The 15,710-nt window shown below is 67.2% G+C and carries 14 protein-coding genes and 1 pseudogene; 9 read left to right on the top strand and 6 right to left on the bottom strand.

The genetic code is table 11. The features are described from left to right. Window positions 1-106 precede the first annotated feature (106 nt). Complete coding sequence (gene hpnC, locus EST26_RS07105; RefSeq protein ID WP_291066541.1) at window positions 107-985, top strand: squalene synthase HpnC; 879 nt, start codon at window positions 107-109, stop codon at window positions 983-985. Window positions 986-1,022: 37 nt separating this feature from the next. Here hpnC and EST26_RS07100 read toward each other — a convergent pair. The 3 genes and pseudogenes from EST26_RS07100 to EST26_RS07090 form a co-directional block, all read right to left on the bottom strand. Continuing rightward, a pseudogene (locus tag EST26_RS07100) lies at window positions 1,023-1,439 on the bottom strand (methyl-accepting chemotaxis protein); the annotation flags it as partial. Then, window positions 1,321-1,737 (bottom strand): PAS domain-containing protein, encoded by a 417-nt coding sequence (locus EST26_RS07095; RefSeq protein ID WP_291066587.1) that lies wholly within the window; start codon window positions 1,735-1,737, stop codon window positions 1,321-1,323. The gene EST26_RS07095 and the pseudogene EST26_RS07100, both read right to left, overlap by 119 nt. Window positions 1,738-1,818: 81 nt before the next feature. Continuing rightward, window positions 1,819-3,417 carry an ATP-binding protein gene (locus EST26_RS07090; protein ID WP_291066538.1) on the bottom strand — a complete coding sequence of 533 codons (1,599 nt, stop codon included), beginning with the start codon at window positions 3,415-3,417 and terminating at the stop codon, window positions 1,819-1,821. 342 nt (window positions 3,418-3,759) lie between these two features. Between EST26_RS07090 and EST26_RS07085 the strand changes: the two genes are divergently transcribed. The 3 genes from EST26_RS07085 (at window position 3,760) to hpnE (ending at window position 6,773) form a co-directional block, all read left to right on the top strand. Further along, window positions 3,760-4,425, top strand: a complete 666-nt coding sequence (locus EST26_RS07085; RefSeq protein ID WP_291066536.1) for a Crp/Fnr family transcriptional regulator — start codon at window positions 3,760-3,762, stop codon at window positions 4,423-4,425. A gap of 63 nt (window positions 4,426-4,488) precedes the next feature. Next, on the top strand, window positions 4,489-5,355 hold the full coding sequence (gene hpnD, locus EST26_RS07080) for a presqualene diphosphate synthase HpnD (protein ID WP_291066535.1): 867 nt from the start codon (window positions 4,489-4,491) through the stop codon (window positions 5,353-5,355). After that, a complete protein-coding gene (gene hpnE / locus EST26_RS07075) occupies window positions 5,352-6,773 on the top strand; it encodes a hydroxysqualene dehydroxylase HpnE (protein WP_291066533.1) in 1,422 nt (473 codons plus the stop codon). The genes hpnD and hpnE overlap by 4 nt, the downstream gene beginning before the upstream one ends. Here the strand turns inward: hpnE and EST26_RS07070 are convergent. Further along, window positions 6,742-7,416, bottom strand: coding sequence for a glutathione S-transferase family protein (locus EST26_RS07070; RefSeq protein WP_291066532.1), 675 nt, complete (start codon window positions 7,414-7,416; stop codon window positions 6,742-6,744). The two genes, hpnE and EST26_RS07070, sit on opposite strands and share 32 nt — an antisense overlap. A gap of 73 nt (window positions 7,417-7,489) precedes the next feature. Here EST26_RS07070 and hemH point away from each other — a divergent pair, with 73 nt between their 5' ends. The 5 genes from hemH to glp all read left to right on the top strand — a co-directional run bounded on the left by hemH (window position 7,490) and on the right by glp (window position 13,644). After that, on the top strand, window positions 7,490-8,581 hold the full coding sequence (gene hemH / locus EST26_RS07065; RefSeq protein WP_291066530.1) for a ferrochelatase: 1,092 nt from the start codon (window positions 7,490-7,492) through the stop codon (window positions 8,579-8,581). Between the two features lie 283 nt (window positions 8,582-8,864). Beyond that, window positions 8,865-10,457, top strand: a complete 1,593-nt coding sequence (gene pgi, locus EST26_RS07060; RefSeq protein ID WP_291066528.1) for a glucose-6-phosphate isomerase — start codon at window positions 8,865-8,867, stop codon at window positions 10,455-10,457. A 22-nt stretch (window positions 10,458-10,479) separates the two neighbouring features. Further along, window positions 10,480-11,616, top strand: a complete 1,137-nt coding sequence (gene moaA / locus EST26_RS07055; protein WP_291066526.1) for a GTP 3',8-cyclase MoaA — start codon at window positions 10,480-10,482, stop codon at window positions 11,614-11,616. 38 nt (window positions 11,617-11,654) lie between these two features. Next, complete coding sequence (gene mobA, locus EST26_RS07050) at window positions 11,655-12,278, top strand: molybdenum cofactor guanylyltransferase MobA (protein ID WP_291066524.1); 624 nt, start codon at window positions 11,655-11,657, stop codon at window positions 12,276-12,278. A 76-nt stretch (window positions 12,279-12,354) separates the two neighbouring features. After that, complete coding sequence (gene glp, locus EST26_RS07045) at window positions 12,355-13,644, top strand: gephyrin-like molybdotransferase Glp (RefSeq protein WP_291066523.1); 1,290 nt, start codon at window positions 12,355-12,357, stop codon at window positions 13,642-13,644. A 47-nt stretch (window positions 13,645-13,691) separates the two neighbouring features. On the opposite strand, the gene EST26_RS07040 is transcribed toward glp, so the two are convergent. Further along, window positions 13,692-15,110 (bottom strand): phenylacetate--CoA ligase family protein, encoded by a 1,419-nt coding sequence (locus EST26_RS07040; protein ID WP_291066521.1) that lies wholly within the window; start codon window positions 15,108-15,110, stop codon window positions 13,692-13,694. 161 nt (window positions 15,111-15,271) lie between these two features. Continuing rightward, window positions 15,272-15,706 carry a ribonuclease HI gene (gene rnhA / locus EST26_RS07035; protein WP_291066520.1) on the bottom strand — a complete coding sequence of 145 codons (435 nt, stop codon included), beginning with the start codon at window positions 15,704-15,706 and terminating at the stop codon, window positions 15,272-15,274. Window positions 15,707-15,710 lie beyond the last annotated feature (4 nt).

Below are 15,710 nucleotides of genomic sequence, written 5' to 3'. Positions count from 1 at the left end.
CAGGGCAGCGCGGCAATCAGTCCCGCCAGCAAGGCCAGGCAAGGACAATCGGGTCAAGACGCCGAACTCCCACCCAACACCGCCGCCCGCTGGGCAGCGCGCCCTCATGTCCGATTCAAGCACCGATGCCCCGCTCCACCAGCCATCCACGCCGCCGCTGGCGGCCTTCACGGCCGGCGTGAGCCATTACGAAAACTTCCCCGTCGCCTCTTTCTTGTGCCCGCGGCGGCTGCGTCCGGCGGTGCTGGCCATTTACCGCTTTGCCCGCACGGCGGACGACATCGCCGACGAAGGCCAGGCCAGCGCGTCCGAACGCCTGACCCGTCTCGCTGCCTGCCGCCAGATGCTCAACGAAGGAAGCAATAGTTCTCTGGATCGGGCGATCCGGGAGTACGCTTTGCCGACCGCTTTGCTGCATGACCTGCTGAGTGCGTTCGAGCAAGACGTGCGCCGCAGCGCCAGCGGCCAGCGTTACGCCAGCATGGCCGAGCTGCTCGACTACTGCCGCCTCTCAGCCAACCCGGTCGGCCGGCTGCTGCTGCACCTGTACGGCGTGCAAGACGCGCTGTCGCTGCAGCAAAGCGACCAGATCTGCAGCGCCTTGCAACTCATCAATTTCTGGCAAGACCTCAGTCTGGACCTGCCGCGCGGGCGCTGCTACCTGCCCAGCGACGCGCTGCAAGGCCACGGCCTGCGGATGGAAGATTTTCTCGCTGACAACAGCGTCTCGCGGCCTTGCGACGCCCTGGCGCAGCAAACGCTGGTGGCTGAGCTGTGCGCCCATGCCCGCGACCTGCTGCTCCAAGGCGCGCCGCTGGCGCGCCGCGTCCCTGGCCGCGCCGGCTGGGAGCTGCGCCTGGTGGTGCAGGGGGGGCTGCGCATCATCGAACGCCTCGCCGCCCTGGAGCACCGCAGTTGGCAAAGCCGCCCGACCCTGGGCCGCCGCGATCTGCCGCGCCTGCTCTGGCGCGCGCTGCGGGGATAACCGGGGTCAGATTCCAATTGTCTCTGGCGGACTACACAAACACCCGCACCGCCCGGTTGAGCAGCTCAGCTTGTGCTCGCAAGGAGTTGGCCGCCGCCGACGTCTGCTCGACCAATGCCGCATTTTGTTGCGTCACGCGGTCGAGCTCACCAACGGCTAGGTTGACCTCGCAAACCCCGTGTGCCTGCTCCTGCGCCGAAGCGCTGATGGCGTCGAGCATGTCATCTACGTGCCGAATCTGTCGCACGATCTGGTCCATGGCCGAGCGGCTTTGCCCCACCAAGTCTGCACCGGCTTGCACGCTGTCCACACTCTCGCCAATCAAGGTCTTGATTTCATTGGCCGCGTTCGCGCTGCGCAGCGCCAGGTTGCGCACTTCGCTGGCCACCACCGCAAAGCCACGGCCCTGCTCGCCGGCGCGCGCGGCTTCCACCGCAGCGTTGAGCGCCAAAATTTTGCGGCTTGGTGCGCACCGAAATGCAGCCCACCAAACGGCCGTCTCTGACCATCGGCGACACGTTGGCGCGCACCCAGTAGAAGTCACCGTTCTTGCAGCGGTTTTTAACCAATCCGGTCCAGCTCAAGCCGGCCTTGAGTGTGGCCCACATGTCGGCAAAAGCAGCCGCCGGCATGTCGGGGTGGCGCACCAGCTTATGTGGTTGGCCGAGCAGCTCTTGGATCGAATAGCCGCTAATCGAGACGAACGCGGCATTGGCGTAGGTGATTCGACTCTCGAGGTCGGTGGCCGACATCAGGGTCTGGTCGGCACCGAATTCGCGCTCACGCTCGGTGCCAGCTTGCTTGTTTCTCATCGGTTCTCGGTCCAGTTTGCCTCAGTCCGCGCTCGTCGCGCGCCCTTCGGCTTCGCCAGCCAAGGACAAGACAGGCGCATATGCATCCCGCTGCGGCAGAAAAACATAAAAGCAGGCCCCCTGGCCGGTTTGTGAGCTGGCCCAGACGCGCCCGCCGTGGCCCTCGACGATGCGGCGCACCAGCGCCAGACCGATGCCCGTTCCTTCGAAGTGCAGCTCCCGGTGCAGCCGCTGGAACATGCCAAACAGCTTGCCGGCATGGTCCGGGTTGAAGCCCACGCCGTTGTCGCGCACCCAAAACTCACAGCCGCCCGCACTGGCCCGCCAGCCCACCTCGACCTCGCTGCGCTCGCGCTGCGCCGAATACTTGAGCGCGTTGTTGAGCAGGTTGACCCAGACCTCGCGCAACAGCACCGGGTCGGCGCTGACCAGCGGCAGATCAGGCGCGATGCGCCAGACAACCGGACGCCAGCCAAAGTCGCGCTTCAACTCCTGCACCACCTCACGCACGACGGCGTTCACGTCCACCGTCCTCACATGCATGCCGGCGTTGCCGAGCCGGGCAAACGAGAGCATGCCATCGACCAGGCTGTGCATCCTGGCCGCCGCCTGCACGATCTTGTCGCAATACAACTGGCAGTCGGGCCCGGCCGCCGGGCCCAGGCCTTCCTTGAGCAGTTCGGCAAAGCTGGTCATGTGGCGCAAGGGCGAACGCAAATCGTGCGCCAGCGAATAGGAAAACGCCTCCAGCGCCCGGTTCGACTCTTGCAACTGGTGCGTGCGCGCCTGCACCGTCCGCTCCAGCTCCTCACTGCGCTGGCTCTCGTCTTGCATGCGCTGCCGGTAGCTGCTGATGTCCTGAATCATCCAGGAGCGGGGCAGCGTGTAGCGGGCGGCTTCGGCGTGCGGCACGCCGCGGCAGCGCACCCAGCGACACTGTTTCGCTGCGTCCAGCACGCGAAACTCGACGTCGACTTCGTCACCCGTCTCAAGCGCAGCCTGCACGCTGCGCTCCAGCGCGGGCAGATCGTCGGGATGCACGTGGCGCATGAAGTCTGAAAAACTGCGCGGCTCCTCGTCCGGCACCTGCCCCAGCAGACGAAAGACCTGGCTCGACCAGCGCGTCTGGTCGCTGCGCATTTGGGGCTCGATGCGCCCGATTCCAGCCAGACGCTGGGCCTGCTCGAGCCGCTGGCGCAGTTGCGCCAGTTCCAGCTCCGACTGACGCCGCTGGCTGACGTCTGACTGAATCGAGATGTAGCACTGAACTTCGCCCGTGCGCTCGCGCACCGGATCGATGTTGATCGATACGGTGAACGGTTCACCCGATTTTTTGTAGTTGGTCAGCTCGAAATTACTGATCGACTCGCCCCGCATCAAGCGGCCGCTCAACCGCGCGGCTTCCAGCTTGTCGGTCAGCGGCCCGTGCAAAAACTCAGCCGCACGCTTGCCTGCGCAGTCGGCCAGCGTCCAGCCGGTGCCGCGCGTGTAGGCCTGATTGACCCAGACGATGCGGCGCTGGCGATCGGTCAGCACCACCATATTGCCGCTGTGCTCGGCAATCGCCTTGAGCGCGGCCAACCCACTCGGCAAAGCCGATGTATCGAATTCATGCGCCATGTGCAGTGTCCATCCCGTCAAGTTCAATGTTGTCGAATCGGATCAAAGCATGACATTTTTCAGTCTGTGGTTTCACTGATCGACAGATCTAGCGCCGAACGCGAGCGATATTTGCGTTCAATGTGACGCATACGACATTTTTCGCTCGGCAGCCGACCGCCACGCCCGACCTGCAGCGGCTTAATTCGGGCTCATGAAAATGCCGGGGTCACATAACTTACAAAATGCCGCGCCAAGAGCGCGCTCACCGGCCTTGCCAAAGGCTACTGTCGCATCCCGACTTCATGCTCACCGATGGCGCCTGCGCAGCCCCCCGCCTTAGCCCCGCGAGCCAGCAGCCCATTGGAGCGCTGCCAGTTTTGCGCCGCGCGCACGCGCTGCCCGATATCCAGCGTCAACGCGGCCTGCCCCGAGCCGCTGGCGGCGGCGATTCGTGAACGCTCGTTTCAAAAGCACGACATCTTGCAGCAGCAAGGCGAGGTGGCGGCGCTGCTCGGCAGCGTCAAGCTGGGCACGCTGCAGGCCACGCGACGCGGCAGCGACGGCAGCGAACGGCCGGTGGCCCTGTTCAGCCAGGGCCATTTGCTGGGAACCTACGGCCTGCTGGGGCAGCGCAACCCGCTTGGCGTGCGGGCGCTCTCGAGTGGGCGGCTGTGCGAAATCCGGGTCGCCGACCTGTACCGGTTGGGCCGGCTCGACCCGGCCTTGCTCCGTCTTGTGCACGAAAACATGGCCGCCGCGCACGGGCATCTGGCCGACTGGGCCCATGTGATGCACAGCAAGACCGTGACCGAACAACTCTTGCTCAGCCTGCAACTGATGGCGCTCGAGCAAGGCCACCCGATGATCCGGCTGCCCAGCCAGCAAGCGCTGGCCGCCCTGCTGGGCAGCAGCCGTGAATCGGTCTCGCGCGGCCTGCGCCTGCTCGAGCAGCAAGGCACGCTCACGCGGGCGGACCGCTGGCACTGCCGCTTGAACGCGCCGGACAAAAAGACCCGGCCCGACTGAGAGGCTGAGCGCGCCGGCACCAGCGCCGGCGCGCGCCTGTTTACACTTGGGCCACCCGACCCCATGACAGCGCAAGACTACGCCCAGCAAAAAGCCGCCGCCTCGGGCAGCAGCTTTTACTACGCCTTTCTCTTTCTGCCCGCCGATCGGCGCGCGGCGATCACGGCCTTTTATGCCTTTTGCCGCGAGGTCGACGACGTGGTCGACGAAGTCGGCGACCCGGCGCTGGCGCAGACCCGGCTGGCCTGGTGGCGGCGCGAGGTAGCGCAGGCCTTTGCCGGCGCGCCGCAGCACCCGGCGCTGCGCGCGCTGCTGCCGCACTGCGGCACCTACGGCATCGAGGCCCGCCACCTGCTGGCCGTGATAGACGGCTGCCAGATGGACCTGGAGCAAAACCGCTACCTGGACTTTGCCCAACTGCAGCGCTACTGCCAGTTGGTGGCCGGCGTGGTGGGCGAGGTGGCGGCGCGCATTTTCGGCCAGACGCAGGCACAGACCACGGCCTACGCGCACCGGCTCGGGCTGGCCTTTCAGCTCACCAACATCATTCGCGACGTCGGCGAGGACGCCACGCGCGGACGCATTTACCTGCCGCTGAGCGAATTGCAAGGTTTTGACGTGCGCACGCACGAACTGCTTGCGCGCGGCAGCGCCAGCGGCGCGGACGCGGCCGATTTTCAGCGCCGCTTTGGCGCGCTGATGCAGTTTCAATGTCAGCGCGCGCTCGACACGTACCAGCAAGCCCTGAGCTTGCTGCCGCCGGCCGACCGCCGGGCCCAGAAACCGGGCCTGATGATGGCCAGCATCTACCGCACCTTGCTGCAGGAAATTGCCTGCGATCCGCTGCTGGTGCTGAGTCGGCGCGTCGGCCTGACGCCGCTGCGCAAGTTCTGGCTGGCCTGGAAGGTGCAGGCCCTGGGCCGCTTGTGAGCGGCAAACTGGCGATCGTCGGCGCCGGCTGGGCCGGCCTGGCGGCTGCCGTGGCGGCCGCGCGCAGCGGCGCCGAGCTGACGCTGTTTGAGTCCAGCCGCCACCTGGGCGGGCGCGCGCGGGCGCTGAGCGCGCAGCGCCCCGACGGCCTGACGCTGACGCTGGACAACGGACAACACATTTTGCTTGGCGCCTACACCGAAACGCTGGCGCTGCTGCAGCGCGTGGGCGTGGCGCCGGCTGCTGCGCTGCTCGGGCTGCCGCTGGCGCTGCCCTACCCGGACGGCAGCGGGCTGCAAACCCCGGCCTGGGCGGCGCGCTGGGGTGCGGCAGCGGGCGCGCTGGCCGCCATCGCCAGCGCGCGCGGCTGGACCTGGCGCGAGCGGCTGGCGCTGCTGCGCGCCGGCGCCGGCTGGCAGCGCGCCGGCTTTGACTGCCCGGCCTCGCTGAGCGTGGCGGCGCTGTGCGCCCAACTGCCGCGTCGGGTGCAAGACGAGCTGATCGAGCCGCTGTGCGTGTCGGCACTCAACCTGGGCGCCGCCCACGCCAGCGCCCAGGTGTTTTTGCGTGTGCTGCGCGACACCCTGCTGGGCCCGGGCTTTGGCGGCTGGGCCGCCTCCAGCCTGCTGCTGCCGCGCACCGACCTGAGCCAGTTGTTTCCCGCCGCGGCGGCGCACTGGCTGCAGACTCACCATGGCAGTCAGGTGCGGCTGCGCCTGGGCACGCGCGTGCTCGGCCTGCAAGCGCACGCCGGCGGCTGGCGGCTGCACGGCGCTGGCTGGCAGCAAGACTTCGAGCGCGTGATCTGGGCCAGCGCCGCCCGCCCGGCCGCCGTGGCGCTGCAACAGGCCGCCGCGCAGGCCGACGCCGACGCGCCCTGGGCGCAGGCCTTGCGCACCTGGGCCGATGCCTGCGCTGCGCTGCAGCACACCGCCATCGGCACGGTCTACGCCTGGGCGCCGCAGGCGCGGCTGGCGCAGCCCATGCTGGCCTTGCGCGCCGATCCCGATGCCCACACGGCCCCGGCGCAGTTCGTGTTCGACCGCGGCCAACTGGCCCCGCACGAGCACGCCGCTCAAGGCGTGCTGGCCTTCGTCGTCAGTGCCAGCGCGGGCGAGCGCGACGAGTTGCAAGCGCGTGTGCTGCGCCAGGGCGCGCGGCAATTGGGCTTGGCGCGCCTGCTGCCGATTCAGACCGTGCTGGAAAAACGCGCCTGCTTTGCCTGCACCCCCGGCTTGCAGCGGCCCGGGCCGTCGATTGCCCCCGGTCTGTGGGCAGCCGGTGACTACGTGGCCGGCCCCTACCCGGCCACGCTCGAAGGCGCGGTGCGCAGCGGGCTGGCGGCGGCCGCGCTGGCCTGCCAAGACGCGGCGGCGGCCGCGCCTTTCACGCCGGCGCCGAACGCCCCAAGGCCTTGACCGCCAGGTGCGCCGGGCGCTCGATGCAGCGCAAAATCCAATCCAGCGTGAGCGGGTGTGCCGCCATCAGTTCTCGCGCCGGCCGCGCCCAGTTGAGCACGCTGGCGACGCACAAGTCGGCCACGGTAAAGCGTGCGGCTGCCAGGTAGGGCTGACCGGCCTCGTGCTGGCGCTGCAACTGCTGTTCGAGCACGCGCAACGGCTGCGCCAGGCGGCGCTCGGCGGCCTGCGCCCACTCGGGCCTGCGCTGCTCGGGCGCCAGCACCATGCGGTGCATCAGCACGCAAAGGGCGTCGGCCTCGGCTTGCGTGACGGCCCAGAAGCTCCAGCGCAACGCCTGCGCGTCCTCACCCACCGTGGCCGGCGTGATGCTGCAGCCGTCGGGCTGGCCGTGGTGGCGCGCCAGGTAGAGCGCACACGCCATGCTCTCCCACAGCAGCACCACGCCGCCTTGCTGCGCCGGCCGCTCGTCGACCAGCACCGGAATCTGGCCGTTCGGGTTCAGGGCCAGAAACTCGGGGCTGCGCGTGGCCCCGCCCTGGTAAGTCTGGTTGACGTGGCGGAAATTCAATCCGAGTTCGGTGGCGGCCCACAAGGGACGCACCGCGCGCGAAGCGGCTATGCCGTAGATGGTCAGGCTCATGGGGTGCAAACAGGTGCAAACGGGTGCAAGCGCTGGGTGCCAGCGGGAGTTTGAGTCTGGGCGAGAATACCGCATGGCCACCCAACCCGAACCCCCTTTCGTGCACGGCCGCGCGCCGCGCTGCGCCGTTCTGCTGTGCAACCTGGGCACACCCGAGGCGCCCAGCGCCGCGGCGCTGCGGCGCTACCTGGCCGAATTTTTGAGCGACCCGCGCGTGGTCGAAATCCCGCGCCTGCTCTGGTGGCCGATCCTGCACGGCATCATCTTGCCCTTTCGGCCCGCCAAGTCGGCCGCCAAATACGCCCGCATCTGGGGCCCGCAGGGCTCGCCACTGAAAGTCTGGAGCCAGACGCAGGCCACACTGCTGCACGGCTATTTGGGCGAGCGCGGCCATCAAGTGCAGGTGCGCTACGCCATGCGCTACGGCCAGCCGTCGATTGCCAGCGTGCTCGATGAACTCAAGGCACAGGGCGTCACGCGCGTGCTGATCGTGCCGGCCTACCCGCAATACAGCGGCAGCACCAGCGCCAGCGTGTTCGACGCTGTGGCGCGCTGGGGCCTGCAAATCAGGCACCTGCCTGAGCTGCGCTTCATCAACCGCTACCACGACGACCCGGGCTACATCGCCGCGCTGGCAAAAAAGGTGCGCGCGCACTGGCTGCAGCACGGCCCGGGCGAGTTGCTGCTGATGAGCTTTCACGGCGTGCCCCGGCGCACGCTGGAGCTGGGCGACCCCTACCACTGCGAATGCCTGAAAACGGCGCGGCTGCTGGCGGAAAAACTCGGCCTGCCGCCCGATCGCTATCAAGTCACGTTTCAGTCCCGCTTTGGCCGCGCCGAGTGGCTGCAACCCTATACCGAACCGACGTTGGTTGCGCTGGCGCAGCGCGGCGTTAAAAAAGTCGATCTGGTCTGCCCCGGCTTCATCTGCGATTGCCTGGAAACGCTGGAAGAAATCAAACTGGAAGCACGTGCCACTTTCCTACAAGCCGGCGGCGAGCAATTCCACTACATCGACTGCCTCAACGACAGCCCGGACTGGCTGCGCGCGCTGACCGACCTGTGCGAGCGCCACCTGCAGGGCTGGCCGACGCGGCAAGCCGACGACCCGATGGAGCTCCAAGCCAGCCGGCAACGCGCGCTGGCGCTGGGCGCGCCAGACTGAAGGGCGCTTCTATAACTACCCGTTCGCCCTGAGCTTGGCCTGTCCTGAGCTGGTCGAAGGGCTCAGCCCGAACGGAGGTTTCTTGGATTTATAGAAGTGCCCTAACGGGCATGACTTTGAAAGGCGCCCCAAAAAATGAAAGTCATGCCCGTTCTCCCTCACCCCCAACCCCTCTCCCGCACGCGGGAGAGGGGAGCGAAGTGAGTCGCGGACCGACTTTCACGTTAAACACTGGTTTGTTATGCTTTGACAAAAGCACGCCGTCCGACCCGGGCCAACCACCTTGTCCTTCACCCTCCCCACCGCCCTGCCCGCCTGGCGACAACTCAGCCAACTGGCGGCCGACGGTCAGCCGCATTTGCGCGAGTTGCTGCGCGCCGACCCCGAACGGCGCCAGCGCATGAGCTTCGGCGTCGCCGGCCTCACGCTGGACGCGAGCTTGCAGCGGATCACGCCGGCGGTCAGTTTGGCCTTGCTGGCGCTGGCCGAACAGTCCGAGCTGGCGCAGCAGCGCGACGCCTGGTTCAGCGGCGCAGCGGTCAACCGCAGCGAAGGCCGCGCCGCGCTGCACGTGGCGCTGCGCGGCGACCCGACGCGCCCGGGGCCCTGGGGGGCCAGCATCAGCGCCCAAGTGCAGCGCGAATTGCAGCGCGTGTGCAACTTTGCCGAACAATTGCGTGCGATGGCGGTGCGCGGCCACAGCGGTGCTGCCATCACCGACGTGGTCAACCTCGGCGTCGGCGGCTCCGATTTGGGGCCACGCATGGCAACCGAGGCGCTGGCCCACCTGGCGCACCCCGGACTGCGCGTGCACTACGTCTCCAACCCCGACGCCTGGGCACTGTGGAGCGTGCTGCGCGGGCTCGACGCCAGCCGCACCCTGTTTGTGGTTTCCAGCAAAAGCTTCACCACCCCGGAGACGCTGACCAACGCCGCCAGCGCTCAGCGCTGGCTGCTCGATCACGGTTGCCCGGCGCAGGCACTGGCCGACCACCTGGTGGCCGTGACCGCCCAGCCGGCGCTGGCAGCGCAACACGGCTACCGAGCCGACCGCACTTTCTTGCTCTGGGACTGGGTGGGCGGGCGTTATTCGATCTGGTCGGCCATCGGGCTGCCGCTGGCAGCGGCCATCGGAGCGGCCCATTTCCACGACTTTTTGGCCGGCGCCCGCGCCATCGACGAGCATTTTTGCCACGCGCCGCTGGCGCGCAACCTGCCGGTGCTGCTGGCCCTGCACGGCATCTGGAACCGCAATTTCCTGCAACTGCCCACGCAGTTGTTCGCCCCCTACCCTTACCGCTTGCTGCGCTGGACGCCGTTCGTGCAGCAACTGGACATGGAGTCCAACGGCAAGCGCTGCCACAGCGACGGCAGGCCCGTTGCGCTGTGCACCGGCCCGATCGTCTGGGGCGATCTTGGCATTCAGGCCCAACACGCCTACTTTCAGCTCATCCACCAAGGACAACACACGGTGCCGGTGGACTTCATTGGCGTGCTGAGCGAGGACACGCCGCTACCGCTGGCGCCCAGCCACCACGCCCTGATCAACCGCAATCTGCGCGCCCAGGCCAGCGCCATGGCCGAAGGACGCAGCCCCGGCACCACCCAGGCCCTGCTGGAACAAAGCGGCTTGACCCCAGCGCAGGCCCAGGCGATGGCGGCCGAGCGCAGTTTCGAAGGCAATATTCCCAGCCACAGCATCTGGCTCGACCGGCTGGATCCGGCTTGTCTGGGTGCTCTGATTGCGCTCTACGAGCACAAGGTGTTCTGCCAGGCGGCGATCTGGCGCATCAACCCGTTTGACCAGTGGGGCGTCGAGCTGGGCAAATCCATCGCGCAGGCGATGGAATCAGAACCGGTACTGCTACCGAGCTGAAGAATTCCGCATAATGGCGCGCATGTCCGAACGCGTCATGCCCCTGCTGGACCGGCGCCGCGCCGCGCCGGCAGTGGCTGGGCCGCCGCTGGCGCGAGCGCCCGAGGGCGTACTGACCGATACGCTGGGGCGCCCGCTGCGCGACCTGCGCATCAGCGTCACCGACCGCTGCAACTTTCGTTGCAGCTACTGCATGCCCAAGCACATCTTCGACCACGAGCACCGCTACCTACCGCACAGCGCGCTGCTCAGTTTCGAGGAAATCACCCGCCTGACGCGCCAGTTCGTCGCCCACGGCGTGCAAAAAATCCGGCTCACCGGCGGCGAGCCGCTGCTGCGCAAAAACATCGAAACCCTGATCGAACAACTGGCAGCCCTGCGCACCCCGCAGGGCCAGCCACTAGACATCACCCTGACCACCAACGGATCGCTGCTGGCGCGCAAAGCCGCCGCGCTCAAGGCAGCCGGGCTCAAACGCGTCACCGTCAGTCTAGACGGGCTCGATGACGCGGTGTTTCGATCCATGAACGACGTCGACTTTCCGGTCGCTGAGGTGTTGCGCGGCATCGAGGCGGCGGCGGCCGCCGGTCTGGGGCCGATCAAGGTCAACATGGTGGTCAAGCGCGGCACCAATGAGCAAGAAATCCTGCCGATGGCGCGCCACTTCAAGGGCAGCGGCATCGTGCTGCGCTTCATTGAATACATGGACGTGGGCAGCAGCAACGGCTGGCGCATGGACCAGGTGCTGCCCAGCGCCGAGTTGGTGCAGCGCATCGCGAACGAACTGCCGCTGCTGCCCCTGGAGGCGACAGCAGCCGGGGAAACCGCCGAGCGCTGGGGCTACGCCGACGCCAGCGGCCAGCACGACCCAGATGCCGGTGAAATTGGCGTCATCAGCAGCGTGACCCAGGCTTTTTGCCGCGACTGCAACCGCGCCCGCCTGTCCACCGAAGGCCAGCTCTACCTGTGCCTGTTCGCCAGCCAGGGCCACGACCTGCGCCGCCTGCTGCGCACTGAGGCCAGCGACGCACAGATCGCCAGCGCCATCGCAGCGCTCTGGCAGCGCCGCAGCGAGCGCTATTCTGAACAGCGCGCCGGCCTCGCGCCCGCTACCTCAAGCACGGGTCGGCGCATCGAAATGAGTTACATCGGTGGCTGAACCGCGCCGTCGGCGGCGGCCATTTTCTGGAAATTGTCATGATTGCTGCGCGTGAAATCACCGCCGTCGTGCTGGCCGGCGGGCGCGGCTTGCGCATGGGCGGCCTGGACAAAGGGCTGCAAAATTATCGCGGCACGCCGCTGGCCCTGCACGCCTTGCTGCGGCTGCACATGCAAGCCGGCGATCTGATCGGCGCGCTGATGATCAACGCCAACCGCAACCTCGGCGCCTATGAAGCCATGGGGGTGCCGGTCTGGCCCGACAGCTTGAGCGAGCACGCCGGCCCCTTGGCCGGCTTTCAAACCGGGCTCGAGCATTGCGAAACCCCCTGGCTGCTGACGGTGCCGTGCGACACGCCGCTGTTTGCGCTCGATCTGACGCTGCGGTTGGCGCAGGCCTTTGCAGACGAACGAACCGAGATCGCCATGGCAGCAGCACCCGAACCCGATGGGCAGACGCGCGCGCAGCCGGTGTTTTGTCTGCTGCGCTCGAACCTGCTCGAGAGTCTGGTCGCCTTCACCCAGGCCGGCGGACGCAAGATCGAGCGCTGGACCGGGCAGCACCGCACCGTGCTGGTGCGGTTCGACCAAGCCGGCGACGATCCACGCGCCTTCAGCAACGCCAACACCCTGGCCGAGCTCAGCGTGCTCGAGCGGCTCTGAGAAGCTGAGCCGCCAGACGACCGCACGCCGCCGCCGCAGCAGCAAGCAAGCAAGCGCCCACAGGCCCGCCATTCCGATGAAAACCACCGCACAAATTGCCGCCGAACTGCAAGGCTGCGACCCACAGGCCATGCGGGTGGCCGACGTGAACCGCTTCCTGGAGCAACTGGTCGAACCGGTGACGCAAAGCGAGCCGCTCGCGCTGCGCGACGCCCTGGGCCGCGTGCTGGCGCACGACCTGGTCTCGCCCATCAGCGTGCCGCCGCACGACAACTCGGCCATGGACGGCTTTGCCTTCGATGGCAGCCAACTGCGGGCGGGCCAAGCGCTGGTGCTGCGCCTGTGTGGCACCGCACTGGCGGGCAAGGTCTGGCGTGGGCGCGTGGCCGCAGGCGAATGCCTGAAGATCACCACCGGTGCCGTCATGCCGGGTGCACTGGATACGGTGGTCCCGCTGGAATTCGTACAGGCCCGGGGCGATGTGATCGAAATACCGGCCGACGTGGTGCGCGCGGGCGACAACCGCCGCCTGCTGGGTGAAGACCTGCTGGCCGGGCAAGCCGCCTTGCGCCGCGGCCAGTTGCTGGGGCCGGCCGCGCTCGGTCTGATCGCCAGCCTGGGTTTGGGTACGGTGAGTGTGCGCCGTCGCGTCAAGGTGGCTTATTTCTCTACCGGCGACGAAATTCTCAGCCTGGGCCAGGCACCGCGCGCAGGCGCTGTGTTCGACAGCAACCGCTACACCGTCTGTGGTCTGCTCCAGCGGCTGGGCGTGGAGGTGATCGACCTGGGCGTGGTGGCTGATTCACCGACGCTGCTGCAAGCGGCATTTCACCAAGCCGCTGCCTGTGCTGACGCCGTCATCACCAGCGGCGGCGTCAGCGTGGGTGAAGCCGACCACACCCGGTCTATGCTGCGCCAACTCGGCGACATGGCGTTTTGGCGCGTGGCCATGCGCCCGGGCCGACCGCTGGCGGTGGGCCGGATCAGCAGCGCGGCAGACCACGGCGGCGCGGGCACCCTGGTGTTTGGCCTGCCCGGCAATCCGGTCGCCGTGATGGTGACTTTTCTGGTTTTCGTGCGCCCGGCCTTGCTGCGTCTGATGGGCTGCAGCGCCGTCGAACCGGTGCTGCTGAAGGCGCACAGCCTGGAGCCGCTGCGCAAAAAGCCTGGCCGCACCGAATACCAGCGCGGCATCGTCGGTCAATCTGCCGACGCTCGCCTGAGCGTGCGCGTGACCGGCAACCAGGGTTCGGGCGTGTTGCACTCCATGGTGCAAGCCAACGGCCTGATCGTGCTGCACCACGACCAAAGCGATGTCGCCGCAGGCGACGAGGTCGATGTCATGATGTTCGACGGCGTGGTCTGAGAGGCTGAGCGCGCGCGCCCTGGGGCAAATGCGGGCGCCCGCAGGAATCAGGCTAAGCCGTTGGCCCCCACCACGACGGTCGATGACTGGGCCACGATGCGAGTCACCTTGCCGCTGCGCCCCAGGGGAATGGCTTGCCCGAGTTCGCCCAGCACATCGATCGGCAACGCCCCTTGCCGCAGCGCAAACCCTTGCAGCACCTGCCGGCCCCGCTCCAAGGCGTGCTGAGCCCACGCACCCGTCTGCGGCAAGCGCAACACCAGCGTGGTCTGGTTCTGCTGGCGCAACTGAAAGTCAAACACCCCGGCATCGTCCTCCAGCACGGTGGTCAAAGCCAGCGGCAGCAAGGCCACCGCGACGCCGCCGTGACCACGAACGCGCAAAATATCGTCGCTCCGGCCTTGCACCTCGAACACCGGCAAGGGTGAGCCGCAGGCGCAGGGCTGCTCGTGCAGCGTGATCTGATCGCCCAAGTCGCAGCGGATCAAGGGCTGCACCCAGTTGGCCAGATTGGTCAGCAGCACCGAATGCGAGGGCTGGCCTGCCGGCACGGGCCGCCCCCGCTCGTCCACCGGTTCGAGCAGCACCCAATCGGCGTTCAAATGCATCTGACCGGCGGCACACTCCCAGCCCATGGCCAAAAACTCCGATGCGCCGTAGTTGTTGCGCACGCGGCAGCGCAAGTGCTGCTCGATCAAGCGGCGCACCGCCAGGCCCAGGGTTTCGCCGCCGCTCCAGAGCTCGCGCGGCTGAACCCGCAAGCACCCTTTGGCCGCCTGCTCGGCCAGCACAAGCGCCGCGGTCGGGTAAGTCACCAGCACCGTGGGGGAAAAGGCGTTGAGTTGCGCCACCAAGGCTTCGATCGGCTGCAGAATTGAAAAAGATTCCAATGCGCCCGCCAGCCAGGGCTGCAACTCGCGCAAGCGCTGCAGTGTGACGAAACTGGCAAAGTGACCGCTGGTGGCACCTACGAAAGCCAGGCGCTCGCTCAAACACCACGGGTCAAACCAGCGGCGCAGGGCCGAATCGTCGCTGCGCCGCAGTGCTTCGAGCGCGTCATAGACCGCCATCGCACGGGCATTCTGGACAAAAATGCCGGGTACGCCGCTGCTGCCCGAACTCTCCCAGACCACGTACTGACCCAAGTAAGGCTGTCCGATTCGCGCCGCATCGGCAGTAAAGGCCTGTAATTCTTCCCACTCCAGGCGCGGGTCGCACACCCAGTCAGAAAAACGGGCGCTCAATTCGGAACGCGTTGTGGCCGCGATGCGAGGCAGGGCACTGGCGTCATCCGGCAAGCCGCTGAGTCGCTCACGATAGAACGCCGATCCCGCGCGTGCGGCCGCCAGCAACTGCGCCAGCCGCTGCTGCTGGCAGCGCAGCAGCTCCTCGGGACGGGCCTGGTTGAGCGCGAGCACCTCGGCGCTGATGCGGGTCAGCAAATAAGGGTCAAACACGGGGCGCATGTGGCAACTCCAACAAAATCGCATGGGTCACACGCGATGAAAACCGCCGCCCTCCCCACACACCACAAGCCACGCGAATATGCTCTCGCTGCACGATGCTAACCGCAATCGAACGGCAGCGGCTTGTCACAAGTCATGAAAAAACCAGCTCCCGGCGCGACTCAAGCCGGCACGCCACGATTGGCCAGGGCGTCGGCGCGCTCGTTGCCCGGATCTCCCGCATGGCCCTTGACCCAGTGCCATTCGACCTGATGAATGCCGTCGTGCGTGAGCGCATCCAGCCTTTGCCACAAGTCGGCATTTTTCACCGGCTGGCGCGCTGCGGTCTTCCAACCCTTGGCCTTCCAGCCATGAATCCATTCGGTAATGCCTTTGCGAACGTACTCGCTGTCCAGATAGACCGCCACCCGACACGGGCGTTTGAGTGCGAGCAGGCCCTCGATCACCGCCGTCAACTCCATGCGGTTGTTGGTGGTTTGGCGCTCGCCACCCCAGAGTTCCTTTTCATATGTGCCGGACTGAAGGAAAACACCCCAGCCGCCCGGGCCAGGGTTTCCCTTGCAGGCGCCGTCGGTGTAAAGCACCACGTGATTCAATCGA

Source organism: Hydrogenophaga sp. (genome assembly GCF_014773545.1).
Taxonomy (GTDB): Bacteria; Pseudomonadota; Gammaproteobacteria; order Burkholderiales; family Burkholderiaceae_C; genus Hydrogenophaga.
Note: the sequence above shows the minus strand (reverse complement) of the source record. Positions and strands in the feature narration are given on the sequence as shown.